We start from the raw sequence: 19,386 nt of genomic DNA on the forward strand, positions 1-19,386 counted from the left end.
AGCGCGGGGTCAGCCCAGTTCGGCGAGCCGGTCGAGGGCGGCGCGCAGCTTGGTCTCTTCCTCTTCGCGGGCGGCGAGGTTCTCGCGGGCTTCCTCGACCACCTCTTCGGGGGCGCTTTCGACGAATTTGGGGTTGTTCAGCCGGCCGCGCAGGCCGCCCAGTTCCTTTTCCAGCTTGCCGAGGGTTTTTTCCAGCCGCGCCTTTTCCTCGGCCACGTCAATGACGTCTGCCAGGGGCAGGCCGAAGCTGGCGCCCTCGGCGGGGATGGTGATGCAGCCCTTGGGGAAGCTGTCGACCACTTCGAGGTTTTCGATCCGGGCGAGGCGCTTGATCATCGTGGAATTGTTGTCCCACGCAAGGCGCGCGGATTTCGAGAACTCGGTGACGAGGAGCGGGGTGTAGAGGCCCACCGGAACGTGGACCTGCGCACGGGCCGAGCGTACGGAATCGATGAGGGCGATGACCCAGTTCATCTCGGCATCCGCCTCGGCGTCGATCAGTTCCTCGCCGTAGGCGGGCCAGTCGGCGTGGATCAACATCCCGTCGCGGCTGGCCAGCGTGCCCCAGAGCTCTTCGGTGATGAAGGGCATGATGGGGTGCAGAAGGATCAGGCACTGGTCGATGACCCAGGCCATTGTGTCCTGTGTCTCACGCTTCACCTCGCCAGTGCCGTCGAGCAGGAGTGGCTTGGAGAACTCGACATACCAGTCGCAGACCGTGCCCCAGACGAAGGCGTAGAGCGTGTTGGCGGCATCGTTGAAGCGATACTGCGCCAGCGCGGAATCGACGATGGCCTTGGTCTTGGCGGTTTCGCCGAGAATCCAACGGTTTACGGTCTGTTTCGGTTGCGGAATGGCGCCGGTGCTGCCGACCGCCTCGTTCATTTCGGCGAAACGGGCGGCGTTCCAGAGTTTGGTGCCAAAATTCCTATATCCTGCAATGCGTTGCGGCGACAACTTCAGGTCGCGGCCCATAGCGGCCATGGCCGTCAGGGTGAAGCGGACGGCGTCGGCGCCGTATTCGTCGATCAGTTCCAGCGGGTCCAGGACGTTGCCCAGGGATTTGGACATCTTCTTGCCCTTCTCGTCGCGCACCAGCGCGTGGACGTAGACATCCGAGAACGGCTTTTCGCCCACGACGGCGTATTGCATCATCATCATCCGGGCGACCCAGAAGAAGATGATGTCAAAGCCGGTGACCAACACGCTGGTGGGAAAGTATTTTTCCAGCTCAGGCGTCTTTTCGGGCCAGCCCAGCGTGCCGATGGGCCAGAGACCGGACGAGAACCAGGTGTCGAGCACATCGGGGTCGCGCCAGACCGGGTAGACGAGATGCGTGGGGTCCTGGCTGGCGGTGTAGTCGGCAAGGCTGGACGCGAGCTTGTGCAGGGCATCCTCGCGGTCCTTCGCCTCGACCACGGTCATGGATTGCAGGGGCGTGGGCAGGTCGGTGAGCTGTGCCGCGAAGGCTTGTGCGGTGGTCTCGAAGTCATGGCCGCATTCCATCAGGGGCGCGAAGTGGCTTTCGTTGAGAACCTCAAGCATTTCAACGAGATCGAGGGCCCCGTCGCCTTCGGCATCGCGAAAGTCCGGCGCGGTCAGGTCGAACCCGTACCAGACCGGAATCTGGTGCCCCCACCAGAGCTGGCGCGAGATGCACCACGGCTCGATGTTTTCCAGCCAGTTGAAATAGACCTTGCGATCCTGTTCCGGCAGGATGGTGACCTCGCCGGATTTGACCGCCTCGATGGCGGGGCCGACGATCTTGTCGGTCGCCACGAACCACTGATCTGTCAGCATCGGCTCGATCACGACCTTCGAGCGGTCGCCAAAAGGCTGCATGATCGGCTTGTTTTCCACAAGCGGGACCAGCTCGCCTTGATCATTTTCAACATTGACCGCCAGACCCTCTTCGGTGATCTGCTGGACGACCTTTTCACGGGCCTCGAAGCGATCCAGCCCGCGCAGGTCGTCGGGGACGAGGTTGATCGTGTCGGCCTCGGTCTCGGTCAGGGTGCGCTCGCCCTTGGCCACCGCCATGGCGACCTCGGCCATCCTGGCATAGGGGGCGCCGTCGTCGCGCATGGCGCCTTTGGTATCCATCAGGCGGTACATCGGGATGCCGCCGCGCTGGGCCACGGCGTAGTCGTTGAAGTCATGCGCACCGGTGATCTTGACCGCGCCCGAGCCGAAATCCGGGTCTGGATACTCGTCGGTGATGATCGGAATCAGGCGACGATGCTCTTTCGGCCCGACCGGAATTTCGCAGAGTTTACCGACGATTGACGCGTAGCGTTCATCCGACGGGTGAACCGCGACGGCGCCATCGCCCAGCATGGTCTCGGGGCGCGTGGTGGCGATGGAGATATAGTCGCGCTCTTCTTCGAGGGTAACGTTTCCGTCCTCGTCGCGCTCGACATAGGTGTAGGTGGCCCCGCCCGCCAGCGGGTACTTGAAGTGCCACATGTGGCCGGCGACCTCGGTGTTCTCGACCTCGAGATCGGAAATGGCGGTCTCGAAATGCGGGTCCCAGTTGACCAGCCGCTTGCCGCGATAGATCAGGCCCTTCCTATACATATCCACGAAGACCTTGATGACGGCGTCGTGGAAATTGCCCTCCTCGCCCTCGGGGGCCGAGGGGGCGCCGGACATGGTGAACGCCTCGCGCGACCAGTCGCAGGAAGCGCCGAGGCGCTTGAGTTGCCCGATGATGGTCCCGCGGGACTTGATCTTCTGTTCCCAGACGCGTTTCTCGAAGTCTTCGCGACCCATCTCGGTGCGGGTGGGCTCGCCATTGGCGGCCATGTCGCGCTCGGTCACCATTTGCGTGGCGATGCCGGCGTGGTCGGTGCCGGGCTGCCAGAGCGTGTCGAAGCCGCGCATCCGGTGCCAGCGGATCAGGATGTCCTGCAACGTGTTGTTGAAGGCGTGGCCCATGTGCAGGCTGCCCGTCACGTTGGGGGGCGGGATCATGATGGAAAAGGTCTCGGCCCTGGGCCTGGCATTGGCGCCGGCCTTGAAGGCGCCGCTCTCTTCCCAGGCGGTCGAGAGGCGCGGTTCGGCCTCGGCTGCGTTGAAGGTCTTTTCCATCGCCATGATGCAGGTCCCGTGCTTGGAAATAAGGTCTTGGGTCGAATACCGAAAGCGCGGGGCAAGGGAAAGATGCGGGCGCTATTTTCTTGGAGTGCGGCGCGGTGAGCGAGGGGAGGCAAGCCAAGGATAGCAGGTGGATTTGAAACGAACATTGGAAACAATCACGCAATTGGTCAGCATCGAGGGGAGAATACGACGCGCTTTTCCCTTTTCAGGGCCGGTATGGTCAGCGATAAATCCCGCATGCAAGAGTTGGCAAGGGTACGCAGCGCAAAGTGCAGGTGGACTGCATGATACATCCGATCGTAAACCAGTCCCCGGGCGTTATGCGCCTGTTTTTTCGGATCGGCGGCAAGGATTTCCTGCTTGGGATGGTCATCGTGATCGTGATGACGGCGGTGTCCTATAGCCAGCTTATCACCGCCCACCGATTTGCGACGGAAGGCATCAAGACCGTGGCGCAGGTGGAACGCGCCTATACCTCGGAGCGGCGGCGCGATGGCCGGACAGTTACCGACTATCATTTGGACCTGCGCTTTGCGACCGAGAATGGGGGCGGGGTCGCCGTGTCCGAGAAGGTGGGGCGCGACCTTTATGAGAGGGCAAGCGCGCGTGAAACCCTGGACCTGTGGTACCTGCCGTCAGAGCCGGAGACGGTCGAGCTGGTGCCGGACAGCTTTCGGAACAAGGGGCGGATGGCGCAGTGGTTTGCGTTGCTGATGGGCGTGCTCTGGCTTGGGATTCTCTGGTTTTCCGGGCGCAAGGCCGTTGCTGGGTACCTTGGGCGTCAGCATGGGCGCAAAGGCAAGGGCACTGTTCTGCGCGTGGACAGGATTCAGACCCGGAAAGAAGGCAATTGGTACCGGCTGGTCTGGCGCGATGACGCGGGGCGAGAAGCCAAGAGCCTGAAGTATCGTGCTGGCAGGCTCGACGGGTACGGACCGGGCGCGACGCTGACCGTGTACCACGGCCCGAAGCGGTCGTGGTGGGCCGGCGATGTTGGCGTCCGGTCGGCGGACCTGCCCTAGCGCGTCGCGGCGACGTCGCCGTTCACCAGCGGTTCGCGCGCGCCGGGGCGGATCACCTGCGGGTCATAGGGTGTGCGGGCGAAGACCTCCTCGACCATGGGCGCGAAGAACTCCAGCGGCAGGGTGTCGTAGCCGGGGTCGAACGAGGCCTGGTCCCAGCGTTCGCAGAATTCGGCGCAGTCGTCGAAATAGGCATGGCCCGCGTGGCGGTCGCGCTTGTTGGGGTCGGCGCCGTCGAGGTGGTGGCCGTAATAGAGCATCTGGAAATCGCCATGGGTGGCGACGCACCAGGTGACCTGTTCGCGCACGAAGGGTTTCAGGATCGTGGCGGCGTATTCGTCGTGATTGTAGGGCGCGTAGATATCCCCGATATCATGCAGAAGCGCGCCGACGACCCAGTCTGTATCCGCGCCGTCCCGCCAGGCGCGGGTGGCCGATTGCAGGGAATGCCCGAGGCGCGTGATCTGGTAGCCCGACAGGCTTTCGTCCAGTTCCACCAGCGCCTTCATCAGGCGCTTGGCGGTGTGTTTCGTGTGGTCGATCTCGTGGTCGTTGAGGAATTCGTAATCTTCCTTCGTGCCGTCCTTCATCTGGGTGAAGCTGACCTTGTCCATGATGCGGGCTCCCCTGTTCGTTTGACGCCATGCTAGGGGCACGGCACACGAGTGGAAAGGGGGTGTCGGCGCGGTGGCGTTTGCGGCCTCTTGCAGGCTGGGGCCGGCCCGCGTATACGCGCGGCCTGACCCTCAAAGGAGCCCCCGACATGCCCGGCAGTGCCAATCTCAACATCATGCTGAAAGCCGCGCGCAAGGCGGGGCGGTCGCTGGTCAAGGATTTCCGCGAGGTCGAGAACCTGCAGGTCAGCATGAAGGGCGCGGGCGATTTCGTCAGCCGCGCCGACATCGCCGCCGAGGCAATCCTGAAGGAAGAGCTGATGGGCGCGCGGCCGACCTATGGCTGGCTGGCGGAGGAAGGTGGCGAGGAAGAGGGCAAGGACCCCACCCGGCGCTGGATCGTGGACCCGCTGGACGGGACGACGAATTTCCTGCACGGGCTGCCGCATTGGTGTGTTTCGATCGCGCTGGAGCACAAGGGGCAGGTCGTGGCGGGCGTGATTTTCGACGCCGCCAAGGACGAGATGTTTCTGGCCGAGAAGGGCGAGGGGGCGTTCATCAATGAAAAGCGCCTGCGGGTGTCGGGGCGCAGCAAGCTGATCGAGTCGATTTTTGCAACCGGCGTGCCCTTTGGCGGGCGCGGCGACCTGCCCGCGACCTTGCAGGACCTGGCGCGGCTGATGCCGACCTGTGCCGGCGTGCGGCGCTGGGGGTCGGCGGCGCTGGACATGGCCTATGTGGCGGCGGGCCGCTACGAAGGGTTCTGGGAGCGCAGGCTGAACGCCTGGGACATCGCCGCGGGCGTGATCATCGTGAAAGAGGCGGGCGGGTTCGTCGAGCCGCTGACGCCGGGCGCCGAGTTGCTGGAGCGGGGCGACGTGGTGTGCGCCAACGAGGCGATTTTCGACAAGTTCGCCGGAATCATTCGCAACGCGTAAGGCGGCTCAGGCCGGTTTTGCGTCGGAGGGATGGTTGACGCCGTCGTTCCACGGAATCGGCTCGTGCTCGGCGGGGTTCTGGCCGTCGATGCAGCCCAGGTTCACGCCGTATTCATTGGGGTCCGAGCGGCGCTGGTGGTGGGTGTAGATCCCGCAGGTCTTGCAGAAATAGTGCTGTGCCGTGCCGGTGCCCCAGGTGTAGAGCGTCAGGTTGTCGGCGCCGTCTGTGATCGTCAGGCGGTCGAGCGGCACGCTGATATTGGGCGCGGCGCGGCGGCGGCAGAAGGAACAGGTGCAGCGCATCGCGCCTTCGATGGGGCCGTCGATATCGACCGTGAAGCGCACCGCGCCGCAATGGCAGCTGGCCTTGTGCAGGGTCATTTGCGGGTGACCTTCGGGATGTTGCTGCGGCTGAGCTTGTATTTCGCCTCGGGGTGGGGCGGGTGGCCTTCGGTGCGGTCCCAATAGGCCGGACCGCCCCGGCGCAGGAAGAGCGGCAGCGTGAGGACGAGCCCGGCGATGAAACCGCCCGCATGGGCCCAGTAGGCCACGCCGCCATCGTCGGCGCTGCTGCCAGCGCCGCCGAAAAGCTGGAAGAAAAACCACAGTCCCAGCATGATCCAGGCGGGGACCGAGATGATGCGGATGATGAAGACGAGAAAGATGAAGATGTCGATCTTGGCCTTGGGGAACAGGAGCAGATAGCCGCCCATCACGCCGGCGATGGCCCCCGAGGCACCGACGGTGGGCACCTGGCCGAGCGGGGCCGAGACGAGCTGCGCCCCGCTGGCGGCAAGTCCGCAGGCGAGGTAGAAGATCAGGTAGCCGACATGCCCGAACTCCTCTTCCATGTTGTCGCCGAAGATCCACAGAAAGAGCATGTTGCCGGCAAGGTGCATCCAGCCGCCGTGCAGGAAGGTCGACGTCAGGAGTGTGCTGTAAGTGCCTTCGGTCGTGACCAGCGCCGGGACCATGGCCCAGTCGTAATAGAACATCATCAGCGCCCGGGGATCGCCCGAGAGACCAGGAAAATAGCTTAGGAAAATGCCGATGTTGAGCGCCATCAGCCCGTAGGTGACGAAGGGGGCGCGCCCCGAGGGGTTATGGTCGCGTATCGGGATCATGGGCGCAAAGTGGCCGCGCGCCGCGAGACAGTCAAGCGCGCGCGTGGGGTAGGGCGGGCAGAATTTGCGCAAACTCTGTTTTGGAAAATGCGTATTTTCCAGGCCATTTTCTGCGCAGAAAATGGGCGGGGTGGCGGGGTCTGTGCCATGGCTCAGACCCCGCGCCCGGTGGCGGGCGGCGGGATGTGAGTATTCTTGGCAAGAAAAAACCGGGGTGCCGGCTGTGGCTCAGGCGACGCCACCCAGCAGGGCCGCGTTGCCGCCTGCCGCCGTGGTGTCGACGCAGACATGGCGTTCGCCCATGACGTGGCCGGTGTCCGGCAGGCCGGTGATCAGCGGCAGGATCGGGCCATTGCGCTGGCTGAGCGCCGATGCGTAGGCGCGGGCCGTGTCAGTATCGCCCCACCAGAGCGCGCCGGAAAAGCCCGAGAGCGTGGTGAGCGCGTCCGGCTCGACATGGCCGGTGGTGCGCAGGGCGCGGCCGCCCAGGGCCTCGACCGCCTTGGCCTGGGCTTCGGCCATGTCCCTGGTGGGGCCGAGGCAGAGGAGCGGCGCGCGGGCATGGGCCGTGAGGCGGTTGGACTCGCCGGTGGGGCCGGGCAGGACGATGGCCTCGACCGGCTGGGGCGTGTGGGTCTTGGCGGACTTGTCGAGCGCGGATTGCACCGCCTTGGCGTCCATCGTGCTGTTCCAAGTGGCATGGGTGTGCTCGGCGGGGCGGGACGTGTATCGGGCGAGGTAGTTGGGGCCGCCCGCCTTGGGGCCGGTGCCGGAAAGTCCTTCGCCGCCAAAGGGTTGGCTGCCCACGATGGCGCCGATCTGGTTGCGGTTGACGTAGATGTTGCCGGCATGCACCGCCTCGGTCACGTGCTGGACGCGGTCGTCGATGCGGGTCATCAGGCCGAAGGTCAGGCCATAGCCGGTGCCGTTGATGGCGTCGATCACGCGGTCGAGGTCGCGCGACTTGAAGGTGGCCATGTGCAGGACCGGGCCGAAGATTTCGCGCTGCATGTCCTCGATCCCGTTCACCTTGATGAGCGTGGGTGCGATGAAGCAGCCAGAGTTGGGCGAAGGGATCTCGTGGATCAGGCGACCGTCGGCGCGGGCCTGTTCGATATGGGCGGCGATCCCCTGGCGGGCCTCTTCGTCGATGACCGGGCCGACGTCGGTGGAGAGCGACCACGGTTTGCCCATGGAAAGCGCGTCCATCGCGCCGGTGAGCATTTCGGTGAAGCCTGTCGCCACGTCTTCCTGCACGTAGAGGCAGCGCAGGGCGGAGCAGCGTTGGCCCGCCGACTGGAAGGCGGACTCGACGATGGCCTGCACGGCCTGTTCGGGCAGGGCGGTGGAATCGACGATCATGGCGTTGAGCCCGCCGGTTTCGGCGATGAGCGGCGCGCCGGGGGCGAGGTTTTCGGCCATGGTGGCGCGGATCTTGAGCGCGGTTTCGGTGGAGCCGGTGAAAGCCACGCCGCCGACGCGCGGGTCGGAGGTGAGCGCCGCACCGACGTCGCCCGCGCCGGGCAGGAGTTGCACCGCCGTGTTCGGCACGCCGGCCTTATGCATCAGCGAGATGGCGTAATGGGCGATCAGCGGGGTTTGTTCCGCGGGCTTGGCAAGTACGGCGTTGCCGGCGGCGAGCGCGGCGCTGATCTGGCCGGTGAAGATGGCCAGCGGGAAGTTCCACGGGCTGATGCAGGTGAATGTGCCCACGGGCGGGTCCTGCGGCGCGTTGGCGGCGTAGTAGCGCAGGAAATCCACCGCCTCGCGCAGTTCGGCCACGGCGTCCATCGGGGTCTTGCCGGCCTCGCGGGCGAGGATGGCGAAGATCTCGCCGAAGTTTTCCTCGTAGAGGTCGGCGGCGGCGTTGAGGACCTTGGCGCGTTCCGCGATCGGGGCGTCCCACGGGGTGGCGGCGGAAAGGGCGGCCTCGATGTCGGCCTTGCTGGCCGTGGCGACGGTGCCGGGGTTGTCGGAGGGGTCGGCGGGGTTCGAGACCGCTTCGGGGTCTTCCGGGGCTGCTGTGCCCGCGATCAGCGGCGCGGCGTCCCACGACGCATTGGCGAAGGGGCCGCGAGCCGCTTCGATGACGTCGAGCGTCGGCTGATGCTTCAGGTCGAAGCCCTTGGAGTTGGGGCGTTCCGGCAGGAAGAGTTCCGGCCCGGTGGGCAGTTGCGGGCGGTCGTCCTGATAGGCCTCGAACGGGTCGCGGGCGACGGTTTCGGGGGCCACGTCCTCGTCCACGATCTGGTTCACGAAGCTGGAGTTGGCGCCGTTTTCCAGAAGGCGGCGCACCAGATAGGCCAGCAGGTCGCGGTGAGCGCCGACGGGGGCGTAGATGCGGCAGTTGGTCCCGTGTTCCTGCATGACGATGTTGTGCAGCGCCTCGCCCATGCCGTGCAGGCGCTGGAATTCGAAGGTGTCGGTGCCCTTGTCCATCTCCTTGGCCATATCGAGGATGGCGGCCACGGTGTGCGCGTTGTGCGTGGCGAATTGCGGGTAGATGTGATCGGTCATCGACAGGAGCTTGCGCGCGTTGGCGATGTAGGAAATGTCGGTGGCCGGTTTCGAGGTGAAGACCGGGAAGCCGTCGATGCCTTCGACCTGGGCCTGCTTGATCTCGGTGTCCCAGTAGGCGCCTTTGACAAGGCGGACCATGATGCGGCGGTTCAGCTTTTGCGCGAGATCGTGCAGGTAGTCGAGCACGTGGGAAGCGCGCTGGCCATAGGCCTGCACCACCACGCCGAAACCGTCCCATCCGGCGAGCGACGGCTCGGAAAGCGTGGCCTCGATCACGTCGAGCGAGAGGGACAGGCGGTCGGCCTCCTCGGCGTCGATGTTGAGGCCCATGCGGGCGGATTTCGCGAGGATGGCGAGCGAGCGCAGGCGGGGCATGAGCACGTCCATGACCTGATGCTGCTGCGCGACCTCGTAGCGCGGGGTGGAGCGCCGAGAGCTTGACCGAGATACCGGGGTTCTTGCGGATGTCCTTGTGCGTGCAAGCGTTGGAAATGGCGCTGATCGCGCGGGAATAGGCCAGGTGATAGCGGATGGCATCGGCATCGGTGCGCGCGGCCTCGCCCAGCATGTCGTAGGAGTAGGTGTAGCCTTTCTTTTCCATCTTCGCGGCGCGGTCCATGGCGGACTCGATGGTCTCGCCCAGCACGAACTGGCGGCCCATTTCGCGCATGGCGCGGCCGACGGCGGTGCGGATCATCGGCTCGCCCAGGCGGCGGATGGCGCCGCGCAGGTGGCCGACGGGGCCGGGGTTCTCGTCCTTCAGCACCTTGCCGGTCAGCATCAAGGCCCAGGTGGAGGCGTTGACCAGCGGCGAGGTGGAGTGACCCATGTGCTTGCCCCAGTCCGAGGGCGCGATCTTGTCCTCGATCAGGGCGTCGATGGTGTCGGCGTCGGGCACGCGCAGGAGCGCCTCGGCCAGGCACATGAGCGCGATGCCCTCGTCGGTGGAGAGGCCGTATTCGGCCAGGAACACCTCCATTAGGCCGGGATCCGACTGGTTGCGGATGCGGCGGACGAGGTCGGCGCCGGATTTCGAGATGCGCGCGCGGTCCTCTTGCGACAGCCCGGCCTGCTCTGTCAGGCGGGCGACGGTTTCGGCCTCTTCGGCATAGGTGGTCTGGTCGATCACACGGCGCAGGTCGGAATCGTAGGGCATTGCGGTCCTCTTGCTGGGGGATGGCGGTTTGGACTAGTGTACCACTCAATATCTGATCTGATTTCCCGATTGGTGGCGTTTCGCGGGCCAAAAGGACGGTAATTCACACGGGGAGACAAGTCAAATGGATGCAAGCGAGCTTGATCAGTTCGACAAGGCGATTCTTCGCGTGCTGGTGGCGGAGGGGCGCATCAGTATCACCGAGCTTGCCGGGCGCATCGGGCTGTCGAAATCGCCGACGCAGGCGCGGCTGCGGCGGCTGGAACGGGATGGGGTGATCTCGGGTTATCGGGCGCTGGTGGACCCGATCCGGCTGGGGATGGATCACGTGAGTTTCGTCGAGGTCAGCCTGACCGACACGCGGGAAACCGCGCTGGCGGAGTTCAACGCGGCGGTGAAGCTGATCCCCGAGATCGAGCAGGTGCATCTGATCGCGGGGAATTTCGATTACCTGATGAAGATCCGGACGCAGGACATGCAGGATTATCGCCGGGTGCTGGCCGAACAGATCAGCACCTTGCCGCATGTGTCGAAAACCTCGACCTACGTGGCGATGGAGGCGGTGAAGGAGAACGCGCTGTCGGAGGTCTTTTGAACCGGGTGGATTTACGCGTTGATCTTGCGGGGGTCGGGGCGCATCATTGATCCCATGAGAATTTTGGTGATTGCCTGCGTGCTGGCCGGCCCGGCCTGGGCCGGGACCTGTCCGGAAGCGCCTGACCATTCGGCGGAACTGTCGCGGCTGATCGACGCCGCGCAGGATGCACCGGACGAGGCGGCGGGACGGGCGCTGTCGGACAAGATGTGGGCGCTGTGGGCAGAAGCGCCGGATGCCAAGGCGCAAGGGTTGCTGGATGAGGCGATGGCGCGGCGCGAGGCGTATGACCATGACGCGGCGATGACGGCGGCGGAGGCGCTGGTGGCCTATTGTCCGGACTATGCGGAAGGGTACAACCAGCGGGCCTTCATCCATTTCCTGCGGCAGGATTTCGAGGCGGCGTTGCCGGACCTTGCACGGGCCGTGGAATTGCAGCCGCGCCACGTGGCGGCGCGGACGGGGCAGGCGCTGACCCTGCACGCCTTGGGCCGCAACGGCGAGGCGGCGCTGGCGCTGCGCCGCGCGCTGGCTCTGAACCCGTGGTTGGGCGAGCGGCACCTCTTGCCGGTGCTGGAGCAGGGCGAAGAAGAGTTGTGATGATCAGAGAGGCGTCACGCTACGACGGGGGCCGTGCCCGCGTGGTGGAATGGTAGACACAGGAGACTTAAAATCTCCAGGCCGAAAGGCCGTGCCGGTTCGAGTCCGGCCGCGGGTACCAGGCATCATCTTGAAACCTGATGCGCGTGACGCAAGTCTTCAGCATGGAATGTCCCGTTCGAAAGCGCGCCTGAATTGTCCTATCGTTTCATAATCCGGCTGATCATGATCACCCTTGCCGCGATGCTGGTGGTGGCCACCTATCAGCTCATGCCGGCGCTGCGGCTGGCCTATTTCGAACCGGAAGCCGAGCCGCGGGTGATCACGGCGCGCGGCGACCTGGCCGCAGAGGAAACGGCGACGATCGAACTGTTCCAGTCGGCGCGCGACAGCGTGGTGTTCATTTCGACTGCCGAGCGCGTGCGGGACCCGTGGTCGCGCAACGTTTACGAGCAGCCGCGCGGAACCGGATCGGGTTTCCTGTGGGACGATCGCGGCCACGTCGTGACCAATTCGCACGTGATCGAGGGGGCATCGACCGCGACGGTCAGGCTGGCCGACGGACGAAGCTTTCCGGCCGAACTGGTAGGACGCGACCCGTCGCACGATCTGGCGGTGCTGAGGATCGATGCGGGAAACTTGCCCGCACCCGTGACCGTCGGCAGCAGTGACGATCTGCAGGTGGGTCAGACAGTGCTGGCGATCGGGAACCCCTTCGGACTGGACTGGACGTTGACACGGGGGATCGTTTCGGCGCTGGACCGGGAGTTGCCGTCGCGCACGGGACGGCCGATCACCGGGCTGATCCAGAGCGACGCCGCGATCAACCCCGGCAACTCCGGCGGTCCGCTTCTGGACAGTGCGGGGCGGCTCATTGGCGTGAACACGGCGATCTACAGCCCGTCGGGGGCCAGTGCGGGGATCGGTTTCTCGGTCCCGGTGGGCACGGTCAACCGCGTGGTGCCGGAACTGATCGAAACCGGGAACTATGCGCCGCCGGCGCTTGGAATTCGATTTGATCCGCGGGTCAATGACCTGGCGCGGCGCCAGGGGCTCGAGGGGGTTCTGGTGCTGGGGGTCGAGCCGGGGTCGCCGGCGGCCCGGGCCGGTCTGGAGCCGGCGCAACTGGCCGGGGACGGGCGGCTGGTGCCGGGTGATGTCATCATCGGGCTGAGCGGCGAGAAGGTGAACGGGATCGATGACTTTCTGGCGGCACTTGGCGCGTACCGGCCCGGGGAGACGGTCGAACTGAGCCTGACACGGGGCCGCGAAACCCGCGAGATCGAGATCGAACTGGCCGCGGGCGGCTGAGCCTGCGCGGAGCGCGCGAAAGGGTCAGGCGCGGGTCCCGGCGAAGCGCGTGGCCCAGTCCTCGCGCTGGTCGTCGGTGATCTTGGCGAAGAGCACCTCCGGAACGCTGAAGGCATGGCCGGGCTTCAGGCTTTCGAGCGCCTGGGCCAGGTCGTCGGGCCAGTGGCAATCGTCGGTCTGCATCGCTTGCAGCATCGCGGCGGAGGCGTCGGGGATGAAGGGGGCCGAGATCACCGCGTAAAGACGGATGAGATTGAGCGCGAGGCGGATCTGCGCAGCGGCGCGGTCCGGGTCTTCCTTGAAGGTCGACCACGGGGCGGCGGTTTGCAGGTACTCGTTGCCCGCGACCCAGATGGCGCGCAGTTCGGTGGCGGATTTGCGCACCTCGATGGCTTCCATGTGTTTTTCATACACACGGATTCGGGTGGTGAGCGTGTCGATCAGCGCGGTCTCGTCGGGGCCGTAGCTGCCTGCGTCGGGGACGGTTTCGCCGAATTTGGAGCGGCAGAACTTGGTCACGCGGGAGACGAAATTGCCCAGAACGTCGGCGAGGTCCTTGTTGACGCTCGCCTGGAAGTTTTCCCAGGTGAATTCGGCGTCCGAGCTTTCGGGGGCGTGGCTGAGCAACCACCAGCGCCAGTAGTCGGCGGGCAGGATCTCCAGCGCCTGGTCCATGAAGATGCCACGACCCTGCGACGTGCTGAACTGGCCGCCGTCATAGTTGAGGTAGTTGAAGGACTTGATGTAATCCACCAGCTTCCACGGCTCGCCGCTGCCCAGGATCGTGGCGGGGAAGCTGAGCGTGTGGAAGGGCACGTTGTCCTTGCCCATGAACTGGGTGTAGCGAACATCATCGGCGCCCTTGTCGGTGCGCCACCAGCGTTCCCAGTCTTCGCCCTTGCCGGCCTCGACCCATTCGGCGCCGCAGGCGATGTATTCGATGGGCGCGTCGAACCAGACGTAGAAGACCTTGCCCTCCATCCCGGGCCAGTCGTCATCGCCGCGCTTGACCGGGATACCCCAGTCGAGGTCGCGGGTGATGCCGCGGTCCCGCAGTCCGTCCCCGTCGTTGAGCCATTTCTTCGCGATGGAGGTCGTGAGGATCGGCCAGTCCTTCTGGTCGTCGATCCAGGCGTTGAGGCGGTCGCGCATCTGGCTTTGCTTGAGATAGAGGTGCTTGGTCTCGCGCACCTCCAGATCGGTAGAGCCGGAGATGGCGCTGCGCGGGTCGATGAGGTCGGTGGGGTCGAGCTGTTTGGTGCAGTTCTCGCACTGGTCGCCACGGGCCTTGTCGTAACCGCAATTGGGGCAGGTGCCCTCGATATAGCGGTCGGGCAGGAAGCGGCCGTCGGCGTTGGAATAAACCTGTTTCTCGGTGATTTCCTCGATCAGGCCGGCCTCAAAGAGCTTGCCGGCGAAATGCTGGGTGAGCTTGCGGTTCTGCTCGGACGACGAGCGGCCGAAGTGATCGAAGCTGAGGCGGAAGCCCTGGCCCAGCGTGTCCTGCACCTGCCACATTTCGGCACAGTATTCGGCCACGGGCTTGCCGGCCTTGGCGGCGGCCAGTTCGGCGGGCGTGCCGTGTTCGTCGGTGGCGCAGAGGAACAGCACCTCGTGGCCGCGGCCGCGCAGGTAGCGGGCATAGAGGTCGGCGGGCAGCTGGCTGCCAACGAGATTGCCGAGGTGCTTGATCCCGTTGATATAGGGAATGGCGGAGGTGATGAGGTGGCGGGCCATGCGAGACGTCCTTGGAGCTTTGGGCGTCCGTGTAGCGCAACGGCGCGGGCTGTGCCAGAGGCGGTTGGCGTCAGGGGTCGGTGCGCTTGTCGTTCTCGCGCGCGCCACGCGTCAGCCGACCGATGGTGAAGGACGTGCGGGGCGACCAGACATAGCGGGTGCGGGCGCCGGCGCTGGGCCGGGCCAGCATGCGCACGAAGCTGAACACGATCAGGATGGCGTGGGCTGTGGCGATCATCACGAACATCGCCTGGGGGCCAAAGCGTTCTATCAGGGCGGAGGCCACGAAAGGAGCGGCGATGGCGCCGAGGGCGAAGAAGAACATCAGCGCGGCGGAGAGTTCGACCCGTTGTTCGGAGGTGGCGAAGTCGTTGGCGTGGGCGGCGGCGACGGAATAGATCGGAAAGGCGGTGAAGCCGAAGAAGAAGGCGGCGATCATCGCACCGTTGGGCGAGACGGTCCCGGCCAGGGCGGTGACGATGCAGCACAGGATGGCGGCGACCGAGAGGGCGATCATCACGTGGCGGCGGTCGAACTTGTCGGCGAGCCAGCCGGCGGGGTATTGCGCCAGCGCACCGCCCAGGACGAAAGCGGCGAGGAACCACGCGATCTGGTCGAGCGCGAGGCCGACCTGCTGGCCATAGAGTGGCCCGACCATGCGGAAGGTGGCGCTGGAGAGCGCCGCGACGATCACGGCGGCGGCGGCGAGGGGCGAGCATTCGACCGCCAGCATGGGGCGCAGGCGGGGGGCCTTGGGCGTTTCGGGCTGGCGCACGGTGGTCAGCGTCAGCGGCAGGAGCGAGGCGCAGCAGATGATGGCGAGCAGGTTGTAGGAGACGTAGGAGGCCGGTTCCAGAACGGAAATCAGCATTTGCGCGACGAGCGACGCGCCCATGTCGGCCACCCGGTAGATGCCCATGGTGCGGCCGCGCGTCTCGTTGGTGACCTTGGCTTGCAGCCATGCCTCGACCACCGTGTAGCAGCCCGCGATGCACAGGCCCGAGGCCACGCGCATCAGGGCCCAGGCAAGAGGGTCGATGATGATCATGTGCATCAGAAGGCCGATGGCGCCTGCGGCGGTGAAGGCGGCGAAGGCGCGGGAATGGCCGACCGAGCCCATCAGGCGCGGCGCGAACCAGCAGCCGATGAAGAAGCCGAAGAAATGCGCCGAGCCGAGAAAGCCGATCTGCTGGGTGGAGAAGTCGAGCGTGATGCCGGACAGCGCGTCGAGCGGGGCGACGCCGCCCGTGGAAAGCTGCAACAGGATGACCGACAAAAAGAGGGCCGCGAAGGAGATGATCATGCGCATGGGGGCAACTTGGCACGCGGGCGCGGCGATGTCCTGCCGCGTTTTCGACAGAACTGCGTCGTTTTCGACGTATGTGAGGGCAAGGCCCCGGCGTGGGCACCGCTTTGGTCAAGTGCCTGATTTCGCCGCGTTCGTCGGCTGCGCGGCTGACGTCTTGTAAGCGGCGGAAGAATCCCCGCATATGGCGCAAGACCCGCCAACCCGACAGGAGATGTCATGATCCACGAGACTCCCGAGCTTATCGACGCGATCCGGGGCCGCTTCGCCCATGTGGAGAGTTGCCCGTTCCAGGGCGAGCGGATTTTCTTCGAGAACGCGGGCGGGGCGCTGACGCTGAAAAAAGTGGTGGAGACATCCGGTTTCTATGCCGCGATCCCTGACAACCCCGGGCGGTCGAACCCGGCGGGGCAGGGCATCCAGGACGTGATCGACCGCGCCAAGGCGGATCTGGCGGTGTTCATGAACGCATCCTCGGGGCAGTTCCTTGCCGGCGAAAGCGGGACCGAGTTGCTGTTTCGGATGATCCGGACGGCCTGTGTGAACGCGCCCGAGGGGGGCAAGGTGATCGGGTCGTCGATCGAGCATCCCGCGTCGCGCAGTGCCGCGCGGCACTGGGCCGAGGTGGCGGGGCTCGAGTATGTCGAGGTGCCGCATGACGACGCGCTGGGCCTGGTCACGGCGGAGGCTTATGCCGAACGGATGACGCCGGACGTGGCGGTGGCGACCATCGTGCATGCCTCGCCGGTGACGGGGATGGGCATGGACGTGGCGGCGATCAGCGCTGCGATCCGGGCGGTAGCGCCGGAGGCGGTGATCATCGTGGACGGTATCCAGCACGCGGCGCATGGGCAGCTGGATATCGACAGCTATCGGGCCGATGGCTATGCGATTTCGCCCTACAAGGTGTTCTCGCGGCACGGTTTCGGGATCGGCTGGATCTCGGACCGGCTGGCGGTGATGCCGCATGAGCGGCTGATCGGGTCGCCGGAAGACGCCTGGGAGATGGGCACGCGCGATGCGGGGTCCTATGCCACCGTGTCGGACGTGGTGGATTATTTTGACTGGCTGGGCGGCGAGGTGTCGGGCGAGACCGACCGCCGCCGCCGGATCGAGGCGGCGGGGCGGGCCATTCATGCCTACGAGACGCATCTGACGGACGCGATGATCAAGGGCACCGGCAACCTGCCCGGGCTGCGCGACATGGAGCATGTGAGCATCCTGGGAGGGGCCGAGAACCCCGCGCGCGAGGGGCTGGTGTCGGTGGTGGTCGCGGGCGTGCCCTCGGCGGAGGTGGTGGAGCGGCTGAACGCGCAGGGCATCCGCACGCATATCCGCAAGGACGACCATTACAGCGGCAACGTGCTGAAGCCGCTGGGGTTGAGCGACTGTATCCGGATTTCGATGTGTCACTACAATACCGAGGCCGAGGTGGCGCGGCTGCTGACCGCGCTGCGCGAGATGGGTGCGGAGGGCTGAGATCCGCCTGCGGCCTCACGGGGCGGAAGAGGACGGGGCCGGAGCCATGGCAAAGCTGCCCCTGGCGCGGGTCACGGCCCATGTCGCCGGGGGCAGGGTGCGGGCGCGGCGGCGCGAGAGCGTCCAGCCCAGCCGACCGGGCGCGTGGGCGGGGGCCATGTGCCAGCGGCTTTCGACGCCGGGGGCGCCGCCCTCGCCGGGGGTGAGAATGAGGCCCAGCGGCGCGCCGGAGCCTTCGGCCGCGCCGGTTTCCGCGGCCAGATGCAGGCGGCGGACCTGGGTGAGATTGGGCAGGTCCGGCAGTTCGGCCACCGCGAGGGGCACGGCGCCGGAGCGCAGCACTTCCTCGAGGCACCACAGAAGGTCGATGGGCTGGCGCGGTGACAGGAAGGTGAAGCGTTCGGGGCCCACCAGAGCGACCATGCCGTCGGGGTTGAGCCGGTCTGCCGCCCAGTCGGGGGCGATCCAGAACACCGAGCCTTGCGTGGCGGCGGCCACGAGCATCGCCGCCATGTGCCGCGCCGGCCCGCAAAGCTCGTGCAGGCGCGCGGGCGTCAGGGCCATCTCGCCCAGCACGGTGAGAGAGGCGCGCGTGCGGTGGCTGCTGCGGCGGGTGAGCAGGGTGGTGTCCATGCCGTTAAATGTAATTTGTTCGCTCTTTGTTCTCAATCGCGAAATAGGGGTGACGCCCGTGACAGAGCCGCTACATATGGGGCTTTGACGACAGGCAAGACGGAGCGGGACATGCAGCGCAGGCAATTGGGACGGACGGGAATCGAGGTGAGCGCGCTTTGCCTCGGGTCGATGACATGGGGCAGCCAGAATTCGGAGGCCGAGGGCCACGCCCAGATCGACATGGCGCTGGACCGGGGTGTGGATTTCATCGACACCGCCGAGATGTACCCGGTGAATCCGGTCGCCAAGGAGACCATCGGGCGCACCGAGGAGATCATCGGCACGTGGCTCGCGCGGACGGGACGGCGGAATGAGGTCGTGCTGGCCACCAAGCATTCGGGCGAGGGGATGCAGCACGCGAGGGAAGGCGCGCCGATCTCGTCGGAGACGATTCCGCAGGCTATCGAAGGCTCGCTGAAGCGGTTGCAGACCGATCATATCGACCTCTACCAGTTCCATTGGCCGAACCGGGGCAGCTACATGTTCCGCCAGCATTGGCGGTTCGATCCCTCGGGGCAGGACCCGGCGGAGACCCGGGCGCATATGGAGGATGCGCTGGGCGCACTGGAACGCGAGGTGGAGCGGGGCGCGATCCGGGCCTTTGGCCTGTCCAACGAGAGCGCGTGGGGGACGGCACAGTGGCTGCGGGTGGCCGACGAGGTGGGCGGGCCACGGGTGGCCACGATCCAGAACGAGTATTCGCTGCTCTGCCGTCTCTTCGACACCGATCTGGCGGAGCTGAGCGTGAACGAGGATGTGGGGCTGCTGGCGTTTTCGCCGCTGGCGGCGGGGCTGTTGACCGGCAAGTACCAGGGCGGCGCGGTGCCCGAGGGCTCGCGCCTGACGCTGAACGAGACGCTGGGCGGGCGCAAGACGCAGAAGGCCTTTGCCGCCGTCGACGCCTACCTGGGGGTGGCGCGGCGGTTCGGCCTTGACCCGGTGCAGATGGCGCTGGCGTGGTGCCTGACGCGGCCCTTCATGACCGCGGCCATTTTCGGGGCGACCTCGCTGGAGCAGTTGGACGTGGCGCTGGGCGCGGCGGAGGTGACGTTGTCCGAGGAAGTGTTGGAGGCGTTGGACGACACCCAAAAGGCGCATCCGATGCCGTTTTGACGTGAGGGCGGTGGGTTTTCACCCACCCTACGCGATATCCGACCGAAGTCGCCTATGTGGCGGGCGTTGCCGGGGGCTTTGCCCCCGCGGCGAAACC

The 19,386-nt window shown here is 65.9% G+C and carries 14 protein-coding genes, 1 tRNA gene and 1 pseudogene; 8 read left to right on the forward strand and 8 right to left on the reverse strand.

The annotated features are described in order from the left end of the window. Positions 1 to 9: 9 nt before the first annotated feature. Positions 10 to 3,096 carry a valine--tRNA ligase gene (locus tag ACSQ76_RS06615; RefSeq protein WP_437155931.1) on the reverse strand — a complete coding sequence of 1,029 codons (3,087 nt, stop codon included), beginning with the start codon at positions 3,094 to 3,096 and terminating at the stop codon, positions 10 to 12. A gap of 287 nt (positions 3,097 to 3,383) precedes the next feature. On the opposite strand from ACSQ76_RS06615, the gene ACSQ76_RS06620 reads away from it, so the two are divergent. Continuing rightward, complete coding sequence (locus ACSQ76_RS06620) at positions 3,384 to 4,121, forward strand: hypothetical protein (protein ID WP_437155932.1); 738 nt, start codon at positions 3,384 to 3,386, stop codon at positions 4,119 to 4,121. Here ACSQ76_RS06620 and ACSQ76_RS06625 read toward each other — a convergent pair. Beyond that, on the reverse strand, positions 4,118 to 4,735 hold the full coding sequence (locus ACSQ76_RS06625; protein ID WP_437155933.1) for an HD domain-containing protein: 618 nt from the start codon (positions 4,733 to 4,735) through the stop codon (positions 4,118 to 4,120). The two genes, ACSQ76_RS06620 and ACSQ76_RS06625, sit on opposite strands and share 4 nt — an antisense overlap. A 149-nt stretch (positions 4,736 to 4,884) precedes the next feature. Between ACSQ76_RS06625 and ACSQ76_RS06630 the strand changes: the two genes are divergently transcribed. Then, a complete protein-coding gene (locus ACSQ76_RS06630) occupies positions 4,885 to 5,673 on the forward strand; it encodes an inositol monophosphatase family protein (protein ID WP_437155934.1) in 789 nt (262 codons plus the stop codon). A 6-nt stretch (positions 5,674 to 5,679) separates the two neighbouring features. Here ACSQ76_RS06630 and ACSQ76_RS06635 read toward each other — a convergent pair whose 3' ends face one another. The 3 genes and pseudogenes from ACSQ76_RS06635 to putA form a co-directional block, all read right to left on the reverse strand. Beyond that, the gene (locus ACSQ76_RS06635) at positions 5,680 to 6,054 is read right to left on the reverse strand and encodes a GFA family protein (protein ID WP_437155935.1); all 375 of its coding nucleotides are present in this window, start codon (positions 6,052 to 6,054) and stop codon (positions 5,680 to 5,682) included. After that, positions 6,051 to 6,797, reverse strand: a complete 747-nt coding sequence (locus tag ACSQ76_RS06640) for a rhomboid family intramembrane serine protease (protein ID WP_437155936.1) — start codon at positions 6,795 to 6,797, stop codon at positions 6,051 to 6,053. Before ACSQ76_RS06640 ends, ACSQ76_RS06635 begins: the two co-directional genes overlap by 4 nt. A 228-nt stretch (positions 6,798 to 7,025) precedes the next feature. Then, positions 7,026 to 10,473 (reverse strand): annotated as a pseudogene (gene putA / locus ACSQ76_RS06645) (bifunctional proline dehydrogenase/L-glutamate gamma-semialdehyde dehydrogenase PutA). A 124-nt stretch (positions 10,474 to 10,597) separates the two neighbouring features. Here putA and ACSQ76_RS06650 point away from each other — a divergent pair. From ACSQ76_RS06650 to ACSQ76_RS06665, 4 genes are all read left to right on the forward strand, one after another. Next, complete coding sequence (locus ACSQ76_RS06650) at positions 10,598 to 11,068, forward strand: Lrp/AsnC family transcriptional regulator (protein ID WP_306127915.1); 471 nt, start codon at positions 10,598 to 10,600, stop codon at positions 11,066 to 11,068. 54 nt (positions 11,069 to 11,122) lie between these two features. Then, a complete protein-coding gene (locus ACSQ76_RS06655) occupies positions 11,123 to 11,668 on the forward strand; it encodes a tetratricopeptide repeat protein (RefSeq protein ID WP_437155937.1) in 546 nt (181 codons plus the stop codon). Between the two features lie 35 nt (positions 11,669 to 11,703). Next, positions 11,704 to 11,789, forward strand: a tRNA-Leu gene (locus tag ACSQ76_RS06660). 74 nt (positions 11,790 to 11,863) lie between these two features. Next, complete coding sequence (locus ACSQ76_RS06665) at positions 11,864 to 12,979, forward strand: S1C family serine protease (RefSeq protein ID WP_437155938.1); 1,116 nt, start codon at positions 11,864 to 11,866, stop codon at positions 12,977 to 12,979. Between the two features lie 24 nt (positions 12,980 to 13,003). On the opposite strand, the gene metG is transcribed toward ACSQ76_RS06665, so the two are convergent. Beyond that, positions 13,004 to 14,716, reverse strand: a complete 1,713-nt coding sequence (gene metG / locus ACSQ76_RS06670) for a methionine--tRNA ligase (protein ID WP_437155939.1) — start codon at positions 14,714 to 14,716, stop codon at positions 13,004 to 13,006. 70 nt (positions 14,717 to 14,786) lie between these two features. After that, complete coding sequence (locus ACSQ76_RS06675; protein ID WP_437155940.1) at positions 14,787 to 16,025, reverse strand: MFS transporter; 1,239 nt, start codon at positions 16,023 to 16,025, stop codon at positions 14,787 to 14,789. Between the two features lie 216 nt (positions 16,026 to 16,241). On the opposite strand from ACSQ76_RS06675, the gene ACSQ76_RS06680 reads away from it, so the two are divergent. Beyond that, positions 16,242 to 17,501 carry an aminotransferase class V-fold PLP-dependent enzyme gene (locus ACSQ76_RS06680; protein WP_437155941.1) on the forward strand — a complete coding sequence of 420 codons (1,260 nt, stop codon included), beginning with the start codon at positions 16,242 to 16,244 and terminating at the stop codon, positions 17,499 to 17,501. A gap of 15 nt (positions 17,502 to 17,516) precedes the next feature. Here ACSQ76_RS06680 and ACSQ76_RS06685 read toward each other — a convergent pair whose 3' ends face one another. Then, a complete protein-coding gene (locus ACSQ76_RS06685) occupies positions 17,517 to 18,134 on the reverse strand; it encodes an ImuA family protein (RefSeq protein ID WP_437155942.1) in 618 nt (205 codons plus the stop codon). A 111-nt stretch (positions 18,135 to 18,245) separates the two neighbouring features. Between ACSQ76_RS06685 and ACSQ76_RS06690 the strand changes: the two genes are divergently transcribed. Continuing rightward, the gene (locus ACSQ76_RS06690) at positions 18,246 to 19,289 is read left to right on the forward strand and encodes an aldo/keto reductase (RefSeq protein ID WP_437155943.1); all 1,044 of its coding nucleotides are present in this window, start codon (positions 18,246 to 18,248) and stop codon (positions 19,287 to 19,289) included. Positions 19,290 to 19,386 lie beyond the last annotated feature (97 nt).

The organism is Roseovarius sp. B08 (assembly GCF_051417955.1).
Classification (GTDB): domain Bacteria; phylum Pseudomonadota; class Alphaproteobacteria; order Rhodobacterales; family Rhodobacteraceae; genus Roseovarius.